The organism is Plantactinospora sp. CA-290183 (genome assembly GCF_050936375.1).
Taxonomy (GTDB): domain Bacteria; phylum Actinomycetota; class Actinomycetes; order Mycobacteriales; family Micromonosporaceae; genus Plantactinospora.
In genome coordinates this window covers 12533-36793 of record NZ_JBNJMX010000027.1, presented here as the reverse complement: position 1 = coordinate 36793, position 24261 = coordinate 12533, and the positions used below count along the sequence as shown (strand labels likewise).

General features: G+C 73.5%; 16 protein-coding genes and 3 pseudogenes. 15 read left to right on the top strand and 4 right to left on the bottom strand.

Annotation, left to right across the window (positions count from 1 at the left end):
* The first annotated feature begins 4 nt into the window (after window positions 1-4).
* Both ACQEUR_RS22945 and ACQEUR_RS22940 read left to right on the top strand, forming a co-directional pair.
* Complete coding sequence (locus tag ACQEUR_RS22945) at window positions 5-883, top strand: alpha/beta fold hydrolase (protein ID WP_433034677.1); 879 nt, start codon at window positions 5-7, stop codon at window positions 881-883.
* A 230-nt stretch (window positions 884-1113) separates the two neighbouring features.
* Complete coding sequence (locus ACQEUR_RS22940) at window positions 1114-2868, top strand: discoidin domain-containing protein (protein WP_433034675.1); 1755 nt, start codon at window positions 1114-1116, stop codon at window positions 2866-2868.
* 271 nt (window positions 2869-3139) lie between these two features.
* Here ACQEUR_RS22940 and ACQEUR_RS22935 read toward each other — a convergent pair whose 3' ends face one another.
* Window positions 3140-5671 (bottom strand): ATP-binding protein, encoded by a 2532-nt coding sequence (locus ACQEUR_RS22935; RefSeq protein ID WP_433034673.1) that lies wholly within the window; start codon window positions 5669-5671, stop codon window positions 3140-3142.
* Window positions 5672-5728: 57 nt separating this feature from the next.
* The gene (locus ACQEUR_RS22930) at window positions 5729-6664 is read right to left on the bottom strand and encodes a LysR family transcriptional regulator (RefSeq protein ID WP_433034671.1); all 936 of its coding nucleotides are present in this window, start codon (window positions 6662-6664) and stop codon (window positions 5729-5731) included.
* A 125-nt stretch (window positions 6665-6789) separates the two neighbouring features.
* Between ACQEUR_RS22930 and ACQEUR_RS22925 the strand changes: the two are divergent.
* The 7 genes and pseudogenes from ACQEUR_RS22925 to ACQEUR_RS22895 all read left to right on the top strand — a co-directional run bounded on the left by ACQEUR_RS22925 (window position 6790) and on the right by ACQEUR_RS22895 (window position 16233).
* A pseudogene (locus ACQEUR_RS22925) lies at window positions 6790-7418 on the top strand (succinate dehydrogenase cytochrome b subunit).
* A 137-nt stretch (window positions 7419-7555) separates the two neighbouring features.
* A pseudogene (locus ACQEUR_RS22920) lies at window positions 7556-9434 on the top strand (fumarate reductase/succinate dehydrogenase flavoprotein subunit).
* Complete coding sequence (locus tag ACQEUR_RS22915) at window positions 9431-10192, top strand: succinate dehydrogenase/fumarate reductase iron-sulfur subunit (RefSeq protein ID WP_433034669.1); 762 nt, start codon at window positions 9431-9433, stop codon at window positions 10190-10192. Before ACQEUR_RS22920 ends, ACQEUR_RS22915 begins: the two are co-directional and overlap by 4 nt.
* Before the next feature lie 164 nt (window positions 10193-10356).
* Entirely contained in the window at window positions 10357-11376 is a 1020-nt protein-coding gene (locus ACQEUR_RS22910; protein WP_433034667.1) for a serine hydrolase, read from the top strand.
* 166 nt (window positions 11377-11542) lie between these two features.
* Entirely contained in the window at window positions 11543-12625 is a 1083-nt protein-coding gene (locus ACQEUR_RS22905; protein ID WP_433034686.1) for an MBL fold metallo-hydrolase, read from the top strand.
* A 259-nt stretch (window positions 12626-12884) separates the two neighbouring features.
* Window positions 12885-13544 carry a GOLPH3/VPS74 family protein gene (locus tag ACQEUR_RS22900; RefSeq protein ID WP_433034664.1) on the top strand — a complete coding sequence of 220 codons (660 nt, stop codon included), beginning with the start codon at window positions 12885-12887 and terminating at the stop codon, window positions 13542-13544.
* A 127-nt stretch (window positions 13545-13671) separates the two neighbouring features.
* Window positions 13672-16233 carry a Tex family protein gene (locus ACQEUR_RS22895; protein ID WP_433034662.1) on the top strand — a complete coding sequence of 854 codons (2562 nt, stop codon included), beginning with the start codon at window positions 13672-13674 and terminating at the stop codon, window positions 16231-16233.
* A gap of 82 nt (window positions 16234-16315) precedes the next feature.
* On the opposite strand, the gene ACQEUR_RS22890 is transcribed toward ACQEUR_RS22895, so the two are convergent.
* Both ACQEUR_RS22890 and ACQEUR_RS22885 read right to left on the bottom strand, forming a co-directional pair.
* Window positions 16316-17332, bottom strand: coding sequence for a DUF389 domain-containing protein (locus tag ACQEUR_RS22890; RefSeq protein WP_433034660.1), 1017 nt, complete (start codon window positions 17330-17332; stop codon window positions 16316-16318).
* A gap of 52 nt (window positions 17333-17384) precedes the next feature.
* Entirely contained in the window at window positions 17385-17570 is a 186-nt protein-coding gene (locus tag ACQEUR_RS22885) for a hypothetical protein (RefSeq protein WP_433034658.1), read from the bottom strand.
* Between the two features lie 204 nt (window positions 17571-17774).
* Here ACQEUR_RS22885 and ACQEUR_RS22880 point away from each other — a divergent pair, with 204 nt between their 5' ends.
* The 6 genes and pseudogenes from ACQEUR_RS22880 to ACQEUR_RS22855 all read left to right on the top strand — a co-directional run bounded on the left by ACQEUR_RS22880 (window position 17775) and on the right by ACQEUR_RS22855 (window position 24256).
* Window positions 17775-18524 carry a response regulator transcription factor gene (locus ACQEUR_RS22880; protein WP_433034657.1) on the top strand — a complete coding sequence of 250 codons (750 nt, stop codon included), beginning with the start codon at window positions 17775-17777 and terminating at the stop codon, window positions 18522-18524.
* Window positions 18521-20152, top strand: coding sequence for a sensor histidine kinase (locus ACQEUR_RS22875; RefSeq protein ID WP_433034655.1), 1632 nt, complete (start codon window positions 18521-18523; stop codon window positions 20150-20152). The genes ACQEUR_RS22880 and ACQEUR_RS22875 overlap by 4 nt, the downstream gene beginning before the upstream one ends.
* A gap of 253 nt (window positions 20153-20405) precedes the next feature.
* Window positions 20406-21539 carry a DegT/DnrJ/EryC1/StrS family aminotransferase gene (locus tag ACQEUR_RS22870; RefSeq protein WP_433034653.1) on the top strand — a complete coding sequence of 378 codons (1134 nt, stop codon included), beginning with the start codon at window positions 20406-20408 and terminating at the stop codon, window positions 21537-21539.
* The gene (locus ACQEUR_RS22865; protein WP_433034651.1) at window positions 21536-22342 is read left to right on the top strand and encodes a sugar transferase; all 807 of its coding nucleotides are present in this window, start codon (window positions 21536-21538) and stop codon (window positions 22340-22342) included. Before ACQEUR_RS22870 ends, ACQEUR_RS22865 begins: the two co-directional genes overlap by 4 nt.
* Window positions 22339-22914: pseudogene (locus ACQEUR_RS22860) on the top strand (sugar acetyltransferase); the annotation flags it as partial. The gene ACQEUR_RS22865 and the pseudogene ACQEUR_RS22860, both read left to right, overlap by 4 nt.
* 130 nt (window positions 22915-23044) lie before the next feature.
* Window positions 23045-24256, top strand: coding sequence for a glycosyltransferase (locus ACQEUR_RS22855; protein ID WP_433034649.1), 1212 nt, complete (start codon window positions 23045-23047; stop codon window positions 24254-24256).
* Window positions 24257-24261 lie beyond the last annotated feature (5 nt).

Here is a 24261-nt window from a genome sequence, read left to right as displayed (position 1 = left end):
TTTCGTGGAACCCAGGATCACTGGATTCGACTACCAGCGCGTCACCGTCGGCGAGGGGGTGACGCTGAACGTCGCCGTCGGCGGCTCTGGCAGCCCGATCGTGCTGCTGCACGGCTTCCCGCAGACCCACCTCATGTGGCGGCACGTCGCGGCCGACCTGGCCGCCGACCACACCGTGATCTGCCCGGACCTGCGCGGCTACGGAGCCAGCGACAAGCCCGCCGACACCGACGGGGTCACGTACGCCAAGCGGACCATGGCGGCGGACATCGTGGCGCTGGCGCGGGCGCTCGGATACGAGCGCTTCGCCCTGGCGGGACACGACCGGGGTGCCCTGGTGGCGATCCGGGCCGGCCTCGACCACCCCGAGGCGGTGACCCAGCTGGCCTCGCTGGACGTGTTGCCCACCCTGGACATGTGGGACGTGCTGCACGGCCCCACCGCGGCCGTCGGTTTCCACCTCTACCTGATGGCCCAGCCGCCGGGCCTGCCCGAACAGCTGATCGGCGCCAGCGCGGACGCCTTCTTCGGCTACTTCCTGGACCTCTGGGCGCGGAACCCGGAGGCCATCCCCGCCGAGGTGCGCGCCGCGTACCTGAGGGCGTCGCGCGAGGCGGTCACCTCGATCGTCGCGGACTACCGGGCGTCGGCCGGCGTCGACGTCGCGCACGACCGGGCCGACCGGGCGGCCGGGAACCGGCTCGGGATGCCGGTGACCGTCCTTCAGCAGGACTGGGGCGGTGCCCTCGGTTTCGACGCGGCCGCGCTGTGGCGGGAGTGGGCTCCGGACCTGACGCACCAGACCATCTCCTGCGGCCACTTCATGGCCGAGGAGGCTCCCGCCGAGGTGGTCAAGGCGCTGCGTTCGCTGCTGGCCAGGTAGGCGGCGGGCGGCACATCCCCGGTTGGGCGTGATGCCTGCGAGGCATATTTATGCCGCAGAGGCATCACGCTCGATCGCGGTGTCACCTTCCGGGCGGCTGCGGAGGAACGGAACATTGACAGTGCTCTCTCGGAGGTTCAGAGTGTCCGAGAGAGCGCTCTCTCTCCACGCCACCGTCTCGATCCCGCGACCCCCACGACATACCGCGGGCCTCACCACAGGGAGCACCGATGGCCCAGGCTCTGCCCCCACCCGTCCACCGCCGGCGTCACCTCGACCGATGGCGCGTCCCGGCGCTCACCGCCGCCCTCCTCGCGCTGCTCGGCGGCTACCTGGCCGTGGCCGGCACGTCCGCCGCCGCCGCCGAGACCCTGCTGTCGCAGGGCAAGCCCGCCACCGCCTCCTCCACCGAGTCCGCCGCCACCCCGGCCACCGCCGCGGTCGACGGCAACACCGGCACCCGCTGGTCCAGCGCGTTCGCCGATCCCCAGTGGCTCCAGGTCGACCTCGGGGCCACCTCGCCGATCAGCCGGGTGGTCCTCAACTGGGAGGGCGCCTACGCCCGCACCTTCACCATCCAGACCTCGACCAACGGTTCGACCTGGACGACCGTGCACACCACCACCAACGGCACCGGCGGGACGCAGAACCTCACCGTCGCCGGCAGCGGTCGCTACGTCCGGCTGCACGCGACCCAGCGGGCCACCGGGTACGGGGTCTCGCTCTGGGAGTTCCAGGTCTACGGCGAGACCGGCGGCACCCCGCCGACCACCCCGCCACCCGGCACTCCGCCCCCCGGCGGCAGCGTGCTGCTGTCGTACCAGAAGCCGGCGGTCGCCTCCACCAGCCAGAACGACGGCGCCTGCTTCGAGTGCCTACCGGCACGGGCCTTCGACAACGACCCGGCCAGCCGGTGGGCGACCAGCGCGACCACCGGGTGGGTCGACCCGGGCTGGATCTACGTCGACCTCGGCGCCACCGCCACGATCAGCCAGGTGGTGCTCCAGTGGGATCCGGCCTACGCCACGGCGTACCAGATCCAGGTCTCCGCCAACGCCAGCACCTGGAGCACGATCTACGCCACCACCACCGGCCGGGGCTTCAAGGAGACGCTCAACGTCACCGGCACCGGTCGCTACGTCCGGATGTACGGCACCGCCCGGTCCAGCACCTACGGCTACTCGCTCTACGAGTTCAAGGTCTTCGGCACCGGCGGCAACCCGACCGCCCCGCCGCCGATGCCGCCCGACCCGACGTTCCCGGCCAACCAACTGGTCTGGAGTGACGAGTTCAACGGCGCGGCCGGCAGCAAGCCCGACCCGGCCAAGTGGACGATCGACCCGGGCACCGGCCAGAACAACGAGATCCAGTACTACACGAACAACAACAACGCCCAGATGAACGGCAGCGGAGCGCTGGTCATCGAGGCTCGCCGGGAGACCGCCGGCGGACGGGACTACACCTCGCACCGGATGAACACCGGCGGCAAGTTCACCGTCCAGTACGGCCGGATCGAGGCCCGGGTCCAGGTGCCCAAGGGCAACGGCCTGTGGCCGGCGTTCTGGATGATGGGCGCCGACTTCCTCACCGGCCGCCCGTGGCCGTACAACGGCGAGATCGACATCATGGAGGTCCTCGGCCGCAACACCCTGGAGGGCTACTCCACGCTGCACGCGCCGCAGTACAACGGCGGCGGCGGCTACGGGCAGAAGTACCCGGCGCCCGGCGGGGTGGACTTCGCCGCCGGCTTCCACGTCTGGGCCGCGGAATGGGACAGCCGGGGCATCACGTTCAAGGTGGACGGCCAGACGGTCTTCTACGCCAGCAAGGAGACCGTCGAGTCGACCCGTGGTCCGTGGGTCTTCGACCACCCCTTCTATCTCATCCTCAACCTCGCCGTCGGCGGTGACTTCCCGGGTCCGGTCGATGCGAGTACGCCGTTCCCGGCCCGGATGCTCGTCGACTACGTACGCGTCTACCGCTGAGCGGTCCGGACGGGCGGCCGGTGCCGGGCACCGGCCGCCCGTTCGGGTACGACCGCCGCCCCCCAGGGTGTCCGTCGTTCCGGTGCCGCGCTCCCGGAAATGTCCGGTCAATGTCCGGTTGCCGTCCTGGCCGGCCGGTTGACCATGGGACAGGGTGTACTCAGACAGGGAGCGGCGACACGCGGATCGAAGCTCACGGGGGGCCTCGACACGCGTGTCGCCACCCCCGCCGCCGGTCCGACGCCGCCACCAGCGCAACGGCGGTGTCGGGTCAGGGGCCGTTGACGCCGGCCAGTCGGGCGCGCATGTCGGCGGCGTCGGCGGAACCGAGGTCGGTGTAGAGGGCCAGGGCCCGGCTGTAGTGGTGGCGGGCGTGGACGGGGTCGGCGAGGGCGCGGTAGGCGAGCCCGAGCCCTGCGTGCGCGCGGGCCTGTTGGTCACGGCCGCCGGTCTCGGTCGCGTTGACCAGGGCGGCGGTGTGATGGGTGAGAGCGGCAGCGGGGTCGCCCGCCGCCTGGGCGGCTTCGCCGAGGCCGTTGAGGGCACTGGACTCACCGCCGCGCTCGCCGATCTCCCGGAAGAGGGCGAGGGCCCGGGTGTGGTCCTCGGTGGCCGGTCCGGACCGGCCCGACCGGGTGTGCAGGGTGCCCAGGCAGTCCAGCGTGGTGGCCTCGCCGCGCGGATTGCCGAGGTGGCGGTAGAGGTCCAGGGCCGCCCGGAGACGCTCGGCGGCCGGCTCGGGCTGCCCCAGCAGGAGCTCGATCTTCCCCAGGTTGTGCAGCGCGTTCGCCTCCCCGGTGCGGTCGCCGGTCTGCCGGAACAGGGCCAGGGCCAGGCCGAGGTGGGTCGCCGCCGGCTCGGGTCTGCCGGACAGGTGCTCGACGATGCCGAGGTTGCTCAGCGCCCGGGCCTCCCCGGTCCGGTCACCGGTCTGCCGGGCCAGCAGCACCGCCTGCCACTGGTAGTCGGCGGCCGCCGGATAGTCGCCCAGCCGCCGGTGCACCACGCCGAGACTGTTCAACGCCCGGGTCTGGCCGCCGCGGTCGTCGACCTGCCGGGACAGGGCCAGGGCCTGCTCGAAATGCTGCACGGCCGGCTCGGACTCGCCGATCCACAGCCGGGCGGCGCCGATGCCGAGCAGCGCACGGGCCTCCCCGGCCCGGTCGCCGCTCTGCCGGGCGGCATCCCGGGCGTGGGTGTGCACGGCCAACGCCTCGCTGTGGTGGCCACCGTCGAGGTAGCGGTACAGGACGGTCGAGAGTCTCACCGCCCGGGGTCGCCAGTCACGGGCGCTGGTGTCGACGGCGACCCCCACCAGGCAGGCCCGTTCGCTGTCCAGCCAGCGGCGGCTGGCATCCGCGCCGTCCAGGTCCGGCATCGCGGCGGCGGTTTCCGGGACCTGGGGGCGGTGCAGCGCCTCGGCCGGGTACAGGTGGTCCATCGCCGACGCGGCGGCGGCGACGTAGTAGTCGAAGAGCCGGCCGAGGGCCGTCGCGGGAGCGTCCGTGGGGTGCCCGTACCGGGTTTCGGCCGTGGCCAGGCTGGCGGCGTAGGCGCCGAGCAGGTCGTGCATGCCGTACCGCCCACCGCCGGTGGGGTGCACGAGGTGGGCGCGGACCAGCACGTCCAGCAGCTCGCGGGCGGTGTCGAGATCGGTGCCGGCGAGGGCGGCGACCGCGTACGCGTCGTAGTCGGGGCCGGGGTGCAGGCCCAGGAGCCGGAAGAGACGGCTCGCGTCCGGCGGCAGGTGCCGGACCGACCAGGAGAACACCGAGCGCACGTCGGCGTGCGGGGCACCGCCGGGATCGAGCAGGCTCAGCCGCCGCTTCCGGTCGGCCAGTTCGGCCACCAGGTCGGTGAGCGGGCGGGTGGGGCGGGAGACCGCCAGCTCTGCCGCGACCCGCAGGGACAGCGGCAACCGAGCGCACTGCGCGGCCAGGGTGGCGGCCGCCGTGGGCTCGGCCTCCGCCCGGCGGCCGATCAGCCGGCGCAGGAAGGCGATCGCGTCCGCGTCCGGCAGGAGATCGAGGTCGAGGCGCCGGGCGCCGTGCACGGCGACGAGCCCGGCGAGGCTGTCCCGGCTGGTGACCAGGACCGCGCAGGACGCGGTGCCGGGCAGCAGTGGTCGGACCTGTTCCACCGACGACGCGTTGTCGAGCAGGATCAACATGCGCCGATCGGCGAGCTCGGTGCGGTAGCGGGCGGCCCGCTCGGCCATGTCCACCGGGACGTCCCGGGCGGCCACTCCGAGCGCGCTCAGGAAACCGGCCAGGGCGTCGCCGGCGTCCACCGGCCGGTCGGTGTCGTAGCCGCGCAGGTTGACGTACAGCTGCCCGTCGGGGAAGCGGCCCCGGGACCGGTGCGACCAGTGGACCGCGAGGGCGGTCTTGCCGACCCCGGCCGTACCGGAGACGGCCGAGATGATCAGGGCGGTCGGTTCGTCCGCCACGCCCGCGACCAGCTCGTCCAGGAGCGCCAGTTCCGCGCCCCGACCGGTGAACGCGGACACGTCCGGCGGCAGCTGCGCCGGCACCCGGACGCTGGCGGCGGGCTGCGCCGGCACCGGGGCGCTGACCGGTGGCGCGGTGCTGCCGTCCCGGGCCGACTGGCAGAACCGGTCCCGGTCCTCGCCGGTCAACCCGAACGCGTCGGCGAGCAGGCGTACGGTCGGCGGTCGGGGGGCGGCGATCCGACCGGCCTCCAGCCTGCCGATGGCCCGCACGCTGAGGCCGGTCCGGGCGGCGAGGTCCTCCTGCGTGAGACCCAGTCGATGCCTGTGCGCACGAACGATGCCAGCGAACACTGCCGTCATCGTACGGGACATCGACCCGGCCGCCCGCGTCGAGGACCACCGGTGCGGTCAGAACGGGGTGACCCCGGCCGGCAGGGTCGAGTGCTCGGCGGCGGTCCGGACGTAGTCCAGCAGGATCCGCCGGAACGCCCGGGCGGCGTGGGTCGGCTCCACCTCCCGGCGTCGGGCCAGCGCGATCGTGCGCTGTACGCCGGGCGGGGCGAGCGGGGTGACCCAGAGTCGCGGCCGCCGGGCGACCACGATGCCCGGTACCAGCGCCGCCCCCAGCCCGGCCTCGACGAAGCTGAGCACCGCGTCCATCTCGCCGCCGTCGACCGCGAGCGACGGTTCGAAGCCCGCCTCCCGGCACGCCTGGATGGTGACGTCGCGCAGGTCGTAGCCCTGGCGGAACATCACCAGCGGCTGGTCGCGCAGGTCGGCGAGGCGTACCGTGCCGGTCGGACCGGCCATCGGCAGCGGGTTGACGGAGGCGACCACGAGGTTGTCCCGCAGGATCGGCTCGGTCCGCAGCGCCGGGTCCGGTCCGTGCCCGGGTTGGATGATCAGCGCCAGGTCGAGTTCGCCGCGCAGCAGGTCCCGGACCAGGTCCTGGGAGCCGCTCTCCTCGACCCGCAGGTCGACGGTGGGGTGGGCGTCGCGGAACCGGCGCAGCACCGCCGGGGCGAGCGAGGTGGCCAGGCTCGGGGTGGCGCCGAGGCGTACCCGACCACGGCGTAGCCCGACGAGCTCCTGGACCTCGCGGCGGGCGGTGTCGACGTCGGCCAGGATCCGTCTGGCGAGTGGCAGCAGCACCTCGCCGGCGGCGGTCAGCCCGATGTTGCCGCGGATCCGTTCGAAGAGCGGCGCGCCCAGGTCCGCCTCCAGCACGTGAATCTGCTTACTCAGCGAGGGCTGGGTGATGCCCACTATGTCCGCCGCATGGGTGAAATGGCGGGTTTCTGCGACGGCGACGAAGTACCTCAACTGCTGGAGCTGCACTCGCATAGCTTACAGCTATCGAAACTGCGCCTTCGATGCATTGGACGACTAACCCGAGGTCTCCTAGCGTCAGGAGGGTGGCGGTAACGGCGCGGTCCCCGATCCGGTCCAGCATCGGGCTGAAGGCCGTGATGGCGGTGACGGGCATCCTCCTGGTGCTCTTCCTCATCGCGCACATGCTGGGCAACCTGAAGATCTTCGTCGGTCCGACCTCGTTCGACCACTACGCGCACTGGCTCCGGGAGATCGGCGCGCCGGTGCTGCCCGACACCTGGTACCTCTGGATCCAGCGGGTCGTGCTCGGCGTCGCCCTGGTCGCGCACATCGTGGCCGCGACCGTGCTGGCCCGGCGGGCCCGGGGCGCCCGACCGGTCCGGTACGCACACCGGCCGAAGGTGCAGGGCAGTTACGCGGCCCGCACCATGCGCTGGGGCGGGGTGATCATCGCGCTTTTCGTGGTGTACCACCTGCTGGACCTGACCACGGGCGACCTGAACCCGATCGGTGACCCGCGCCGGCCGTACGCGAACGTGGTCGCCGACTTCGCCCCCGAGCGCTGGTACGTGACCCTGGTGTACGTCCTCGGGATCGTCACGCTCGGCTTCCACCTCCGGCACGGCGTGTTCAGCGCGCTGCGCAGCCTCGGCCAGCAGACCCCGCGGGGCGAGCGCCGCTCCCGGGCTGTCGCCCTGGGCTTCGCCGTCGCGCTCTGCGCTATCTGCTCGTGCCCTTCGCCGTTCTCGCCGGACTGGTGCGCTGAGCACGATGCGGCGGCTCACCGGGGCACCCCTCACCACCGGATTGGGACAGTACGGCGAGACGCCCACGACAGCCGAACGTGGACGCGACCCCAGTTCAGCCATGGCGACCTGATCAGCGACCAGTTCCCCGGACGGCCTGATCGAGATCCGCCGGCAGCGCCGCCGGCCTGGGCGCCAAGCTGGCCTGGTCTCAACAACCGGCAAGCTGATGGTGATCGGCTGTTCGTCGGCCTGGCGGATCGGCCGCGGCCACCCTCGGCGAGCTGGGCTACCGGGTCAAGTCCTACTGCTACCAGGACAGCCCGCGCCGGGCCCACTCGATCGCGGCGCAGGGCGGCATCAACGCGGCCAAGAACTACCGCAACGACGGCGACTCGATCCACCGGCTCTTCTACGACACCGTGAAGGGCGGCGACTTCCGCTCCCGGGAGTCGAACGTGCACCGGCTCGCCGAGGTCTCGGTGGAGATCATCGACCAGTGCGTGGCCCAGGGCGTCCCGTTCGCCCGGGAGTACGGCGGCCTGCTCGACACCCGCTCGTTCGGCGGCGCGCAGGTGCAGCGCACCTTCTACGCCCGGGGCCAGACCGGCCAGCAGTTGCTGCTCGGGGCGTACCAGGCGCTGGAGCGGCAGGTCGCGCTGGGCCGGGTGGAGATGCACACCCGGCACGAGATGCTGGAGCTGATCGTCGTCGACGGCCGGGCCCGGGGCATCGTGGTCCGGGACCTGGTCACCGGCGAGATCACGACCGAGTACGCCGACGCGGTGGTGCTCGCCACCGGCGGGTACGGCAACGTCTTCTACCTCTCCACCAACGCCAAGGGCTGCAACGTCACCGCCACCTGGCGGGCGCACCGCAAGGGCGCCTACTTCGCCAACCCCTGCTACACGCAGATCCACCCCACCTGCATCCCGGTCTCCGGCGGCCACCAGTCGAAGCTGACCCTGATGAGCGAGTCGCTGCGCAACGACGGCCGGGTCTGGGTGCCGAAGCGGGCCGGCGACGACCGGGCGCCCCGGGAGATCCCGGAGGACGAGCGGGACTACTTCCTGGAACGGATGTACCCGTCGTACGGCAACCTGGTCCCCCGGGACATCGCCTCGCGGGCGGCGAAGGCCGTCTGCGACTCGGGCCGGGGCGTCGGCACGACCGGGCTCGGCGTCTACCTGGACTTCGCGGACGCGATCGGCCAGCTCGGCCGGTCCACCATTGCCGACCGGTACGGCAACCTCTTCGAGATGTACCAGCGGATCACCGGCGAGGACCCGTACGAGGTGCCGATGCGGATCTACCCCGCGGTGCACTACACGATGGGCGGGCTCTGGGTGGACTACGACCTCCAGTCGACGATCCCGGGGCTCTTCGTGATCGGCGAGGCGAACTTCTCCGACCACGGCGCCAACCGGCTCGGCGCGTCCGCGCTGATGCAGGGCCTGGCGGACGGCTACTTCGTGCTGCCCAGCACGATCGCCGACTACCTCTCGGCGGGGCCGTTCGCGCCGCTGGACGAGAAGCACCCGGCGGTGGTGGCCGCCCGCGAGGACGTCGCCGACCGGGTGGCCCGGCTGCTCGCGGTGGACGGCGACCGCACGGTCGACTCGTTCGCCCGGGAACTGGGCCAGATCATGTGGGACCACTGCGGCATGGAGCGCAGCGATCCCGGGCTGCGCAAGGCGCTGGCCGAGATCCGTGCCCTGCGCGACCAGTTCTGGCAGCGGGTCAGGGTGCCCGGCGACGGCGAGGGGCTCAACCAGGCGCTGGAGAAGGCCGGCCGGGTGGCCGACTTCTTCGAGCTGGCCGAGCTGATGTGCGTCGACGCGCTGCACCGTGCCGAGTCGTGCGGCGGGCACTTCCGGGCCGAGAGCCAGACCCCGGAGGGCGAGGCGCACCGCGACGACGACCACTTCGCGTACGTGGCCGCCTGGGAGTTCGCCGGCGCCGACCGGCCGCCGGTGCTGCACCGGGAAGACCTGGTCTTCGAGTACGTCCACCCCACCCAGCGGAGCTACAAGTGAACCTGACCCTGCGCATCTGGCGGCAGCGCGGCCCCGACGACCCCGGCCGGATGGTGACCTACCCGGTCGCCGACATCTCCCCCGACATGTCGTTCCTGGAGATGCTGGACGTGCTCAACGAGCGGCTGACCCTGGACGGCGAGGACCCGGTCGCGTTCGACCACGACTGCCGGGAGGGCATCTGCGGCGCCTGCGGCATGGTGATCAACGGCGTGGCGCACGGACCGGAGCGGGCCACCACGGCCTGCCAGCTCCACATGCGACACTTTTCCGACGGCCAGACCGTCGACATCGAGCCGTGGCGCGCCAGGGCCTTCCCGGTGGTGAAGGACCTCGTCGTGGACCGGGAGGCGCTGGACCGGATCATCGCCGCCGGCGGCTACGTCACCGCGCCGGCCGGAAGCGCGCCGGAGGCGCACGCCCAGCTCGTCCGCAAGTCGGACGCGGACGCGGCGTTCGAGTCGGCCGCCTGCATCGGCTGCGGCGCCTGCGTCGCGGCCTGCCCCAACGGTTCCGGGATGCTCTTCACCGCCGCCAAGGTCACCCACCTGAGCCTGCTGCCGCAGGGGCAGCCGGAGCGCAACACCCGGGTCGTCGGGATGGTCGACGCGCACGACGCGGCCGGGTTCGGCGGCTGCACCAACATCGGCGAGTGCACGGCGGTCTGCCCGGTGGAGATCCCGTTGACCACCATCGGCCGGCTCAACCGGGACTACCTGAAGGCGACCCGGGACCGCGACGGCGCCCCCGGCACCTGAGGCCCGGCGGACGGCGGCCGGCGCCGGCGGGCCTGCGGATGCCACCGGATTCGCTATCGTGACCCGGCGGCACCGCGTGCGATCGGCGGCTCCTCCGGCGGGCGACGCGTCGCCGGCCGGAGCCGATCGGCGCAACCGACTCTCGACGGGAGAACGACGTGGCCATGGTGAATCGCAGGACCGCGCTGGGCATCGGCACCGCGGCCACCGCCGGTGCCGTGCTCGGCACCACCGAGGCGGCGTCGGCGGCACCGGGCCGCCCCCTCGCGCCGGCGACCCTTCCGGCCACCAACATCGACTTCCCCGGCGACCGGGTGGCGGAGGTCTACCGGCGGGAGATGCGGCGGGCCGGCGGCACCTGGTACTCGTACCTGAGCGTGGCCGGGGCGGACGGAGCTCCGCTGGTGGCCGTGCAGGAGCGTGCGGACACGGTCGTCGAGGCGTACAGCGTCAACAAGATCGCGGTCGCCACCGTGGTGCTCGACAAGGTCGACAAGGGCCTGCTCAAGCTCACCGACCGGGTCGAGGTGAGCACCGCGATCGTGGTGGCCGGCGGGGACGGCATCTTCAGCCTGGACGGCGCCTACCCCAGCTCGGTGACGCTCGGACACGTGCTCGCCGCCCTGCTGACCGTCTCGGACGACACCGCCGTACGGCTCTGCGGGTCGGTCTGCCCGGCCGCCGAGGTCAACCGGGTGCTCGTGGAGAAGGGCTTCCCGAACACCCAGGTCGAGCCGGTGGCCAACCCGAACCGCTTCTTCCTGGGTACGAGCACGGCGCGGGAGACCCACGACCTGCTCCAGGCGCTGGTGCGGGGCACGCTGCTCTCCGCCGCCTCCACCACCTTCCTGCTCAACCTGCTGCGCGCCCCGATCGCGTTCAACGACGGCATCCGGCGCACCATGTCCTCGGCGCAGCGCGGCCGGGTGGCGACCAAGGCCGGCTGGTTCGCCGACGCCCGCCACGAGGCCGGGATCATGTTCGACCCGGCGGGGTCGCCGGTCCTCACCTACGTGATGTTCTCCGACGGGCAGGCCGACGCGGACAACTTCGGCTCGACGCACCCGGCGGTGCAGGCCCGCGCGGCGATGGGCCCGGCGTTCCTCAACGCCATCAGCGGCGTGACCAACCCGGCCCTGCCCGCGCGGCGGGTGCCCCCGCAGCGCCCGAGCAACGGCGGCTGACCCCGCCGCAACCAGCCTGTCGATCCTCCGTCGAGCTTCCGGTGCGGCCGGGGCGCGGGCCCGCTCCGGCGTACCCTTCTCTGCGGGGGACGAGGGGGTGAGGCAGCGCGTGGGCGGACGGAGCGGTGCCGACGGCGGGGGCCGCCGGGCCCGGCGCGTCCTCGCGCTGGCCGCCCTGGTCGGGGCGGCGGCCTGGGCGGTCCGGGACGTCCCGGCCGCGCTCGGGCGGCAGCCCGACGGGGCCCGCGCCGATCGGGTGCGGCGGTCGCCGCAGTTCCGCGCCGGAGCGTTCCGCAACCCGGTCAGCACCCGGACCGTGCTGCCCGGGGCCAGCGGCGCCACGCTGCGGGAGCTGCTCTTCGGCGGCCGGTCCCGCCGACCTTCCGGCGCCGTCCCGGTGCACGTCCCGGCCGCCGTCGATCCGGCGACGGCGCCCGCCGGCGAGCTGAGCGTGCTCTGGTACGGACACGCGTCCGCGCTGGTGGAGATCGAGGGGCGCCGGGTGCTAGTCGACCCGGTCTGGAGCCAGCGGTGCTCTCCGTCGGCGCGGCTGGGTCCCCGCCGGCTGCATCCGCCCCCCGTGCCGCTGGACCGGCTGCCCCGGGTGGACGCCATCCTGATCTCCCACGACCACTACGACCACCTCGACATGGCGACCGTACGGGCGCTGCGGCGCGGGCAGTCGGCGCCGTTCCTGGTGCCGCTCGGGGTCGGCGCCCACCTGGAGCGGTGGGGCGTGCCGCCGGAGCGGATCATCGAGCTGGACTGGACCGAGCGCGCCTCGGTGGCGGGCCTGGAGTTCGTCGCCACCCCGGCCCGGCACTTCTCGGGCCGGGGCTTCGTCCGGGACCACACGCTCTGGGGCTCGTGGGTGATCGCCGGACCGACCCGCCGGGTCTTCTACTCCGGCGACTCCGGCTACTTCGAGGGTTACGCCGAGATCGGCGCGGCGTACGGCCCGTTCGACGTGACCCTCATCCAGGTGGGTGCGTACGCCACCGCGTGGCCGAACGTCCACCTGTTTCCGGAGGAGGCGGTCACCGCCCACCTGGACCTGCGGGGCGGCCTGCTCATCCCGGTCCACTGGGCGACGTTCAACCTCGCGCCGCACGCCTGGGCCGAACCGGTGGACCGGCTCTGGGCCGAGGCGAAGGCCCGGGACGTGCGGCTGGCGGTCCCCCGACCCGGTGAGCGGGTGGTCGTCGACCGGCCGGCGCCGGTGGACGGCTGGTGGCAGGCGCTCGGCTGACCGCTCATCCACTGTGGATTTGCGTGACATAGCACACCGGACGGATGCCGCACCGGGCCGGCCGTACGGTGACCATAAATTGGGCTGCAATCACGCTACGTGACAATGAATCGATGCCGCCGCGCCGTCGTCGCCGGACCACGCACGCCCCGCTGAGTGGGGCGGGTTGAACGGACAGTGCGCTTGCCGTACCGTCCTGACTCGACACTGAGCGCCACTGATCCGGCCTGCCAGCCGGTCCGCCGGCCGAGGATGATGGATGACCGACTACCCGGGTCAGCAGAGCGAGCGGCTGGCCGACGAACTGTTCCTCATCGCCCATGACGACTACAGCGGCAAACCGCTGACGGCCGCCAACCCCCTGGACACCGCACTGGCCGGGGCCATTCTCGGGGAGCTGATCCTCGACGAACGGGTCGGCATCGCCCGCTCCCAGGTCTACGTCGCCGACCGCCGGCCCTGGCGCGAGCCGGTCAGCGACCGGGTGCTCGCCGAGATCGTCCGGCGCGGCGACGGCCACCTGGCCCGGTCCTGGCTGGAGTTCCTGGCTCCCCGGGTCCGCGACCACGTCGGGGACCGGCTGGTCAACGCCGGCGCGGTCCGCCGCACCACCGTCCGCGGGCTCAACCTCCGGACCCGGATCCACTGGCCCGGCCTCGACCCCAACCGGGTCGCCCGGCCCCGGGTGCGACTCACCGCCATGCTGGAGCGCTCGGAGCAGCCACTGGACGCCCGTACCGCCACCCTGGCCGGGCTGGTCCGCGCCGGTGGCCTGATCCGCGCCCTCATCCCGACCGACCGGTCGATGCTGGCGGAGCGGATAGCCGCCGCCCGCCGCCTGCTGCCGACGGAACTGGCCGAGTTGCTGAACGCCGTCGAGGCGGTGCTCGGCAACGCCCCGGCGACCGCCCGACGCTGAGTCGAGCCACCCCGACGCCCCGGCCCGGCCGGCCGGACCTGTGAACCCGGGCCGGCCGGATCCCGGGCCGGGCGCGTCGCGACGCCGCGAGCGCCGGCCGCACCGACACCTCCGGGTGTACGGCACAATGCTTGCCGGAACCCGGTGGCAAGGCCGGGACCCGGCGCAACAGGCCGGGCCCCAGTGGAAAAGGCGGATCAGGATCGTGACAACCTCCGTGCACCAGCGCCCAGTGCACCAGCGGATCGCCGAGGAGCTCGGCGTACACGAGCGGCAGGTGCGGGCCGCGGTCGACCTGCTCGACGGCGGGGCCACCGTGCCGTTCATCGCCCGGTACCGCAAGGAGGCCACCGAGTCGCTCGACGACACCCAGCTGCGCAACCTGGAGGAGCGGCTGCGCTACCTGCGCGAGCTGGAGGAGCGGCGCGCGGCGGTGCTGGACTCGATCCGCGGCCAGGGCAAGCTGGACGAGGCGCTGGAAGCGCAGATCATGGCCGCCGACTCGAAGGCGCGGCTGGAGGACATCTACCTGCCGTACAAACCGAAGCGGCGGACCAGGGCGCAGATCGCCCGGGAGGCGGGCCTGGAGCCGCTGGCCGAGTCGCTGCTCGCCGACCCCGGCCAGGACCCGCGGAGCACGGCGACCGCCTTCGTCAACCCCGACGGCGGGGTGGCCGACCCGACCGCGGCCCTGGACGGCGCCCGCGCCATCCTGGTGGAGCGGTTCGCCGAGGACGCCGACCTGATCGGTTCGCTGCGCGAGCAGATGTGGTCGCGGGGCCGGCTGGTGTCCCGGGTACGCGACGGCCAGCAGGAGCCCGGCGCCAAGTTCTCCGACTACTTCGACTTCTCCGAGCCGTTCACCCGGATGGCCTCGCACCGGATCCTGGCCATGTTCCGGGGCGAGAAGGAGGGCGTGCTCGACCTGACCCTGGACCCGGAGGAGGCCCCGGCGCCCGAGGACGCCGTCGTCGGCCCCACCCGCTACGAGCTGGAGATCGCCGCCCGCTTCGGCGTCGCCGACCGCGGCCGGCCCGCCGACCGGTGGTTGGTCGACACGGTGCGCTGGGCCTGGCGTACCCGGATCCTGATCCACCTCGGCGCGGACCTGCGGATGCGGCTCTGGCAGGCGGCCGAGGACGAGTCGGTCCGGGTCTTCGCGGCGAACCTGCGCGACCTGCTGCTGGCCGCGCCGGCCGGCACCCGCCCCACCATGGGGCTGGACCCGGGGCTGCGCACCGGGGTGAAGGTGGCGGTGGTGGACGGCACCGGCAAGGTCGTCGGCACCGGCACGATCTATCCGCACGAGCCCCGCCGGCAGTGGGACGCCGCCATCGACGTACTGGCCCGGCTCGCGAAGGAACACCGCGTCGAGCTGGTCGCGATCGGCAACGGCACCGCCTCCCGGGAGACCGACAAGCTCGCCGCCGACCTGATCGCCCGGCACCCCGAACTGAACCTGACCAGGGTGATGGTCTCCGAGGCCGGCGCCTCGGTCTACTCCGCCTCCGAGTACGCCTCCCAGGAACTGCCCCAGCTGGACGTCTCGCTGCGCGGTGCGGTCTCGATCGCGCGCCGGCTGCAGGACCCGCTTGCCGAGCTGGTCAAGATCGACCCGCGCTCGATCGGCGTCGGGCAGTACCAGCACGACCTCTCCGAGCTGAAGCTCTCCCGCTCGCTCGACGCGGTGGTGGAGGACTGCGTGAACGCGGTCGGCGTCGACGTCAACACGGCGTCCGCGCCGCTGCTGACCCGGGTCTCCGGGATCGGCTCCGGGCTGGCGGAGAACATCGTGCTGCACCGCGACGCCAACGGCCCGTTCCGGACCCGGCAGGCGCTCAAGCGGGTCGCCCGGCTCGGGCCGAAGGCCTTCGAGCAGTGCGCCGGCTTCCTGCGCATCCCCGGCGGGGACGACCCGCTGGACGCCTCCAGCGTGCACCCGGAGGCGTACCCGGTGGTCCGCCGGATCCTCACCTCGACCGGCGGCGGGCTCGGCACGCTGATCGGGAAGACCAGCGTGCTGCGCGGCCTGAAGCCGACCGACTACGTCGACGAGACCTTCGGGCTGCCCACCGTCACCGACATCCTCCGGGAGCTGGAGAAGCCGGGGCGCGACCCGCGACCGGCGTTCCGGACGGCGACCTTCGCCGACGGGGTGGAGAAGATCGGCGACCTGAAGCCGGGAATGCTGCTGGAGGGCGTGGTCACCAACGTGGCCGCGTTCGGCGCCTTCGTCGACGTCGGGGTGCACCAGGACGGTCTCGTGCACGTCTCGGCGATGTCGCGGACGTTCGTGAAGGATCCGCGCGACGTGGTCAAGTCCGGCGACGTGGTACGGGTCAAGGTGCTCGACGTCGACGTACCGCGCAAGCGGATCTCGCTGACCCTGCGGCTGGAGGACGAGGCCGAGGGTCGCCCGCAACGGGACCGGGACGCCCCCCGCGACGGCCAGCAACGCCCGGGGCGCGGCGCCCAGGATGCCGGCCGCACGGGTGGCCGGTCCGGTGACGCTGCCCGGTCCGGTGGTGGCCGGTCCAGTGGCGGTGGCCGGTCCGGCGGCGGCGGTGGCGGTGGCGGTGGCCGGTCCGGCGGCGGTCAGGGCGGCGGCTTCGGCGGCGGGGCACTGGCGGACGCCCTGCGCCGGGCCGGCCTGGACAAGGGACTCGACGGAGGCCGCTCCGGCCGCTGACCGCGACGCCTCCGGCGGCGGATGCCCCGTCCGCGCCCGCCGCCGGATCACCCCCGACCCTGCCCCCGGCGGACCGCGCGGGTCACGGTCGGGGCGGCGACCCGGGTACGGCGTCCCCGCCGTGGCGCTTCCGCAGCGGTACGAACGGGAGTCGTCGGGTCGCGCCCTCGGTCCGACGGGAGGCGACCCGGTGCCACCACAGCCGCTGTACCAGCAGCGTCAGCACCCCGGCCAGCACGATCGCGGCAAGGTTGATCAGCAACTGGGCGATCGAGCCCATCGCCGCGCCCAGCGTGCCGTAGGCGGTGGCGACCGCCGCGTTCGCCGCCGCCGGCACGGTGGTGACGGAGATAAGCACGCCGACCAGCGAGCCGGACCGGTTGGCGGTGACCGAGAGCATCCCGGCGACCCCGGCCAGGAAACCGACCACCCAGGAGAGCGCGTCGGGGCGCCAGATGAAGTCGGTCAGCGGCCGGGGCCGCAGCAGCATCGACCGGTCGATCAGACCCACGGCGTCCAACGTCCAGGTGCTGAGCACGGTCACCGCCATCGCCACGAGGAATCCGCCGGCCAGCGCCAGGGCCGAGCGCCGCAGGATCGGGCGCCGCCACCGGACCAGCGCCACGCTCAGCGCCGCGAGCGGGCCGAACTCCGGACCGACCACCATCGCACCGACGATCAGGATCGGCTGGTCGAGCAGGACCCCGATGCCGGCGATCATCGTGGCGACGGTGAGCAGCAGCAGGTACGTGACCGAGAGCTGCGTCTCCTCACCGGTCTTCTGCGCGATCTCGTCCCAGACCACCGCGTCCGGACCCAGCCCGGGTGCGGCCCGTTCGGCCCGTTCGGCGGCGGCGGAGAGGGTCACGTCCACCCCGTCCCCGACGACCGCGCCGGAGCGGTCCACCCCGAGCGCCCGCAGCGCGTCCAGGACGGTGTCCGCCCCCTCCCGGACGACGTCGCAGAGCACCACGTCGCCCGGGGGCGTACGGGCGGCGCCGGGGAGCACGATGAGGTGGGTGACCGCGGGATCGGCGGAGAGCAGCGCCACCACCGCGCCGGACTGGTCGGTCGGCACGATGATCCTCAGGTGCAGCACCCACCCACTCCCCTCGGCCCGGCCCACCCTGGCGGGGCCGGTCGGGACGACTCTAGTGGTCGCCCGGTTCGACCGCCGGGTGTGCCGGACGGTCCCACCGGCCCGCCGACGGCGGGTTGTCCCGCTGCCCGGCCGCCGCGCCGGCCCGGCGTACCGCGAGAGTCTCCCGGATCCGGCGGCGGGCCGCCCGCCAGCGTCGCTCGTTCCAGCCGGCCGGCCGGCCAACGTGGGCGATCATGGCCACTTCCGATGCCCCCGGTCGTTCCATCATGCTCGGCACCATACGGAGCAGGTTGTCGAGATTTCGTAAAGGAAGTGGTGAAGAAGTCGTGCCTCGGCCCCCGCGAGCCGGCCCCGACGGCTTCCGCATGCCGACTTCATCACTTCTTCACCGCTCTGCGGCTCTAATCGACCCCGCCATGAGCAGGCAGAATGGGGAATCATGAGCGCGCGGATACTGGTCGCCGAGGACGACCCGAAGCAGGCCAACCTGGTCCGGCTCTACCTCGAACGCGAGGGGCACAGCGTGCTGGTGGTCGGTGACGGCCGCGCCGCCCTGGAGCAGTGCCGCACCCGCCGCCCGGATCTGGCGGTCCTCGACGTGATGATGCCGGTGCTGGACGGGCTCGACGTCTGCCGGATCCTGCGGGCCGAGTCGACCCTGCCGATCCTGCTGCTGACCGCCCGGACGACCGAGGACGACGTGCTGCACGGGCTGGACGTCGGGGCGGACGACTACCTCACCAAGCCGTACAGCCCACGGGAGCTGGCCGCCCGGGTACGGGCCCTGCTGCGCCGCGCCGGCGTGCTGAGCGGGGGCAACCAGACCGTGTTGCGGGTGGGTGACCTGGAGGTCGACCCCGGCCGGTTCGAGGTACGGATCGGCGGCCGGCTCGTCACGCTGACCGCGAAGGAGTTCGGCATCCTGGAGGTGCTGGCCGGCGAGCCGGGCCGGGCCTTCACCCGGGCACAGATCATCGACCGGGCCTTCGGTTTCGACCACTACGTGCTCGAACGCACCGTCGACGCGCACGTGATGAACCTGCGACGCAAGATCGAGGCCGATCCCGCCGAACCGCGCTACGTCCAGACGGTCTTCGGTCGCGGTTACCGGCTGGCGGAGCCGCCCGCCGGGCGGGGCCCCGGCGCCCGGGTGCCGGACGAGCGGGCCGGGACGGACCGCCGGCCGTGAGCTTCCGGTTCCGGGTACTCGGTCTGATCATGCTCGTCGCGGTCAGCGCGACCGCCGCGACCGCCTGGCTGACCCTGCACCAGGCCTCCCGGCAGCTCGACTCGGAGACCGCCGACCGGGCACAGCTCGACCAGGTCACCGCGGCGCTGACCGACTACGGCCGCCGGCACGGCACCTGGGAGGGGGTACGGGATCTCGTCGTGGGGCTGCGGGAGCAGACCGGCCAGCGGATCCACCTGGTCACCGAGTCGGGCCAGGTGATCGTGGACACCGACCACGAGGAGCACCGTTCGGCCCGGAGCCTGGGTCCGATGAACGGCTTCGTCAACCCCCGGCCCACGCTCGACCTCTCCGACGTCCGGGAGAACGCGGCGGCGATCACCGCCAAAACCATCCAGCGGTACCGGACCGACGTGCGGATGGCGGCCTGCCTGACCCGCAGGAACGTCACCGTGACCCAGACGGCCGACGAGTACGGGGTGCCGCACTTCGAACCCGACGTGGGCGCTCCCGCCGCCTCCCAACTGATCAAGCAGTGTGAGCAACTGACCTTCGAGTCGCCCCGGGCGCTCGACGATGACCTGGCCCGGGTGGCCCAGTGCCCGCCCGTCAACGGGCCGGAGCCGGGGCACGACTGCCTGGCGGAGGTGTTCAGCGCCCGGACCCACGAGTTCGCCCCGGCGCCGGCCCGGGTCTTCCTCGGCGTCGGCGACCAGGGGCGGTCCCTGGTCGCGGCTCCGCTGCTCACCGCCGCGGCCGGGGTGGCGGCGGTGGCGGTCATCGCGACGGCCCTGCTCAGTCACCGGGTGCTCCGGCCCATCGGTACCCTCACCGCCGCGTCGCAGCGGCTCGGGCGCGGTGACCTGTCCAGCCGGGTTCCGGTGGAGGGCAACGACGAGCTGGCCGAGCTGGCCCGCTCGTTCAACCGGATGGCCGATTCGCTCCAGCGCGGGGAGGAGCGCCAGCGGCGGCTGGTGGCGGACGTCGCGCACGAGCTGCGTACCCCGCTGGCGAATCTGCGGGGCTATCTGGAAGCGCTCTCCGACGGGGTGGTCAACCCCGATCCGGAGCTGTTCGCCTCGCTACACGAGGAGGCCGTACTCCAGCAGCGCATCGTCGACGACCTCCAGGAACTCGCTCTCGCCGAGGCGGGGAGCCTGGCGTACCACCGGGGGCCGGTCGACGTCGCCGAGCTGCTGGAGACCTGCCGCACCGCCCACCGGGCCGGGGCGGAGTCGGCGGGAGTCTCGCTGACCGTCAGCGCCGGGTCGATCTCGGTCTACGCCGACCCGGACCGGCTGCGGCAGGTGCTCGGAAACCTGATCACCAACGCGCTCCGGGCCACCGGTCGGGGTGGCAGCGTGACCCTCAGTGCCGAACGCTCCGACGACACGGCGGTGGTACGGGTCTCGGACACCGGGTCGGGGATCGCCGCCGAGGCCCTGCCGCTGGTCTTCGACCGGTTCTGGCGGGCCGACTCGGCCCGTGGCCGCGCGACCGGTGGCAGCGGGCTCGGCCTGGCCATCGTCCGGCAGATCGTCACCGACCACGGCGGCTCGATCCGGGTGGCCAGCCAGGTCGGGTTGGGCACGACCTTCACCCTCACCCTGCCGGTCATGCCGGCCTGAGGGTGGCGGGCAACCGGTCAGACTAGCCGGATCATGCGGCGCTCTGGCGGGATATCGCCGGCATCGTGCGCCGTACCCGAATTCTCGGTGAGAACCGCCGAAAAACCGGGGTCGAGCCGTTAGAGCCATAGTTGAGCCTGGTAGAACCGGTTCATCCCCCTAAGTGGCTTTTGCGTTCGGAGGCACTCCCCGTGACTTTCCGCCGGTTCCCGCGCCCTGCTGCCCACCCCCGCCCGGCGGGTGCCGCCACCCGATGACCGCCGAGATACTGCTGTCACCCCCCGACATCGGGGCGCTGGAGGAGTCGTACGTCCTGCGGGCGATCCGCTCCGGGTGGGTCGCACCCGCCGGTCCCGAGCTGGCGGCGTTCGAGCGCGAGGTCGCCGACCGGGCCGGCACCCGGCACGCGGTGGCGGTCAGCTCCGGGACGGCCGCCCTGCACCTCGCGCTGCTGACCCTGGGCGCCGGCCCGGGGACGGTGGTCCTGGTACCCACGCTGACCTTCGTCGCGACCGCGAACGCGGTGGCGTACACCGGCGCCGAGCCGGTCTTCGTCGACTGCGACCCGACCACCGGGAACATCGACATCGGACTGCTGGCGGAGCTGCTCAACCGGCTGCCCGCCGCCGGCGAGCGGATCGCCGCGGTGATCCCGGTGGACATGTTCGGCGCCTGCGCGGACTACACCGCGCTGCTGCCGATCTGCGCGGCGGTGGGCGTGCCGGTGATCGAGGACGCCGCCGAGGCGCTCGGTGCCACCTACCGGGGACGCCCGGCGGGATCCTTCGGCCGGGTCGCGGCCCTCTCCTTCAACGGCAACAAGATCATCACCACCTCCGGCGGCGGCATGCTGGTCTCCGACGACGGCCCGCTGCTCGACCGCTGCCGGTACCTGGCGACCCAGGCCCGCCAGCCGGTGCCGCACTACGAGCACACCGAGATCGGCTACAACTACCGGCTCAGCAACGTGCTCGCCGCCCTCGGCCGGGCGCAGTTGGCCCGGCTCGACGAGATGATGGCCCGCCGCCGGGACCTGCGGGAGCGGTACGCCAAGCTGTTCGCCGCGGTGCCCGGCGTACGCCTGCTCGGCGACCACGACCCCGGAGCCAACTGCTGGCTCAGCGTCGTCGTGGTCGACCCGGACCGGGCCGGCTGGCACGCCGCCGAACTCGCCGCCCACCTCGCCGACCGGCAGATCGAGACCCGGCCGGTCTGGAAGCCGATGCACCTGCAACCGGTCTTCGCCTCGGCCCGGTCCGCGCTGACCGGCGCCGCCGCGCGGCTGTTCGAGCAGGGCCTCACCCTGCCCAGCGGATCCGCCCTGACCGAGCCGCAGATCGGTCGGGTCCTCGACGCCGTCAGCGCGTTCCTGGAGGCCCGGCGGTGACCGCCGCACCGGACACCCTGGACGCCGGCGGATCCACCGCCCCCGGCGCCGGTAGCGCCCCGACGGTCGCCGGGGACCGCGCCGGCCGGCTCGGGTACGAGCGCGGCAAGCGGCTCCTCGACCTCGTCGCCGCAACCCTGCTGCTCGTCCTCACCGCGCCGCTCGTGGTGGCGGTGGCCGTCGCGATCGCCGCGACGATGGGGCGGCCGGTGCTGTTCCGGCAGGTCCGGCCCGGCCGGCACGGTGAGCCGTTCGAGCTGGTCAAGTTCCGCACCATGCGCCCGGCGGACCCCCCGGCCGGCGTGCTCGGCGACCGCGAGCGGCTGACCGGGCTCGGCCGCTGGCTGCGCTCCACCAGCCTGGACGAGCTGCCCACGCTCTGGAACGTGCTCCGTGGCGAGATGAGCCTGGTCGGACCCCGCCCCCTGCTGGTGGAGTACCTGGACCGGTACACCCCCGTCCAGGCCCGCCGGCACGAGGTACGGCCGGGCATCACCGGACTGGCCCAGGTGCGGGGCCGCAACGAGTTGCCGTTCCCGGAGCGGTTCCGGCACGACGTGTGGTACGTCGACCACCGCAGCCTCGGCCTGGACCTGCGCATCCTCGTCGAGACCGTCGGCGCGGTGCTCCGGCGGCGCGGCATCACCGCGCCCGGTAGTCCCACCGCCGGCGAGTTCGTCGGCACCGGCCAGCTACCGGGCCAGGCCTCCGCGCCGGAACAGGACACCGCCACGGTGGGCGGCGGCGCCGGGCCCGACCCGTCGGGGCACCGCGGCGCGCCGGCGGATCGGTCCACCGGATGACCCGGGGCAGCCGGATGCCGCTGGACCTCGTCATCGTGGGCTGCGGCGGCCACGGCCGGGAACTGCTCGACATCGTCCGGGCGGTCAACGCGGCGTCGGTCACCGGGCCCCAGTGGCGGATGCTGGGCTTCCTGGACGACTGTCCGTCCGAGCTGAACCAGAAGCGGCTGCACCGGCTGGGGGTGCCGTACCTCGGGCCGGTCGAGTGGCTGCGGGAGGCCACGCCGGGCACGCACGTCGCGGTCGGGCTCGGCGATCCCCGGGTACGGCGCACGGTCGGGCAGCGCGTCGACACCTACGGGCTGCCGGTGGCGAGCCTGGTGCATCCCGCCGCGACCCTCGGGCCGGACACCGTGGCCGGAGACGGCCTGGTGGTCTTCGCCGGCGCGCGGGTCACCACGAACGTCACCCTCGGCCGGCACGTACACCTGAACCAGAACTCGACCGTCGCGCACGACTGCGTGCTGGCGGACCACGTCTCGGTCAACCCGCTCGCCGCGGTCTCCGGGGACTGCCGGCTGGAGGCCGGGGTGCTGATCGGCGCCGCCGCCGCCGTGCTCCAGGGCCTGCGGGTGGGCGCGGACGCGACCGTCGGCGCCAGCGCCTGCGTCGTCCGGGACAGCCGCCGGCCGGCGCGGTGGTCAAGGGAGTGCCGGCGAGGTGAGCAGCGCGCCCGAGCCCGTCGGAGAGGAGGGACCAGCGGTGCGGCGACGACTTCGGATCGCGGTCCTGCTGAAGACCAACAGCGGCGGGATGTGGATCCTGCCGCAGGTGACCGAGCTGCGTCGCCGGGGGCACGAGGTCGTCGTCGTGCTGCCGCCCGGCTCCGGCCGGCTGACCGCGGAGCTGACCAGGCACGGCTTCGACGTGCTCGGCTCGCCCTTCGACTTCCGGTTCCGGCCGGACCCGGCGACCCTGCGGGGGCTGTGGCGGCTGCGCCGGCTCGTCCGCCGGCTCCGGCCCGACGTGCTGCACTACCACCTGTACGCCTCGGCGCTCGCGGCCCGGGTGGCCACGCTGGGCCTACCGGTACGCCGGGTGCACATGGTCGCCGGACCGCTGTTCCTGGAGTCGCCGCTGATCCGGCCGGTCGAACGCCTGCTGTGGCGGCTCGACCACGTCACCATCTGCGGCACCGCGCACACCTCGGGGCTCTACGGCGCACTGGGTTGCCCGCCGGCCCGCCGGCCCGTGGCGACCTACGGCGTCGACCCGGCCCACTTCGCGGCGCCCCGGACGACCGCACCGGACGACCCCGCCGGCGCCGGCCGGGACGAGGTACGCGCCAAGTCCCGGGCCGAACTCGGCATCGACGCCGACGCGTTCCTCGTGGTCATGGTGGCGTACGTCTACCCGCCGAAGCGGCTGGCGCACCGGGGGCGGGCGATCAAGGGCCACGACGTCCTCCTCGCGGCCTGGCAGACCTTCCGGGCCGGGCATCCGCGGGCGCACCTGCTGCTGGTCGGCGCGGGGTGGACCGCCGCCGGTGAGGCGTACCGCCGCGACCTCGTCCAGCGGTACGGGGTGGCCACCGACCCGAGCGTCACCTGGCTGGAGTCGCTGGCCGACGTACGCCCCTGCCACCGGGCCGCCGACCTGAGCGTCAGCCCCTCCCTCTCCGAGGGGCACGGTGCCGTCCTGGAGGCGAGCGCGATGGGCGTACCCAGCATCGTCAGCGACGCCGGCGGGCTGCCCGAGACGGTCGAGGAGTCCTCCGGCTGGGTGGTGCCGCGCGGTGACCCGGCCGCGCTGGCCGCCGCGCTGGCGACCGCCCACCGCGAGTTCGCCGCCGGCCGGTTGGCGGCCTGGGGCGAGCGGGCCCGGCAACGCGCCCTGCGGCTCTTCGACAACCGGACCTCGGCGGTCCGGGTCGCCGACGTCATCGAGGAGACCGGGTCGGCCGGTCACCGCTGAGGACG

Bases quoted from the DNA above. Each gene is read 5' to 3' on its own strand.
- ACQEUR_RS22940 (WP_433034675.1), top strand. From the start codon at position 1,114: ATGGCCCAGGCTCTGCCCCCACCCGTCCACCGCCGGCGTCACCTCGAC.
- ACQEUR_RS22930 (WP_433034671.1), bottom strand. From the start codon at position 6,664: ATGCGAGTGCAGCTCCAGCAGTTGAGGTACTTCGTCGCCGTCGCAGAA.
- ACQEUR_RS22910 (WP_433034667.1), top strand. From the start codon at position 10,357: ATGGTGAATCGCAGGACCGCGCTGGGCATCGGCACCGCGGCCACCGCC.
- ACQEUR_RS22900 (WP_433034664.1), top strand. From the start codon at position 12,885: ATGACCGACTACCCGGGTCAGCAGAGCGAGCGGCTGGCCGACGAACTG.
- ACQEUR_RS22895 (WP_433034662.1), top strand. From the start codon at position 13,672: ATGCTTGCCGGAACCCGGTGGCAAGGCCGGGACCCGGCGCAACAGGCC.
- ACQEUR_RS22885 (WP_433034658.1), bottom strand. From the start codon at position 17,570: ATGATCGCCCACGTTGGCCGGCCGGCCGGCTGGAACGAGCGACGCTGG.
- ACQEUR_RS22880 (WP_433034657.1), top strand. From the start codon at position 17,775: ATGAGCGCGCGGATACTGGTCGCCGAGGACGACCCGAAGCAGGCCAAC.
- ACQEUR_RS22870 (WP_433034653.1), top strand. From the start codon at position 20,406: ATGACCGCCGAGATACTGCTGTCACCCCCCGACATCGGGGCGCTGGAG.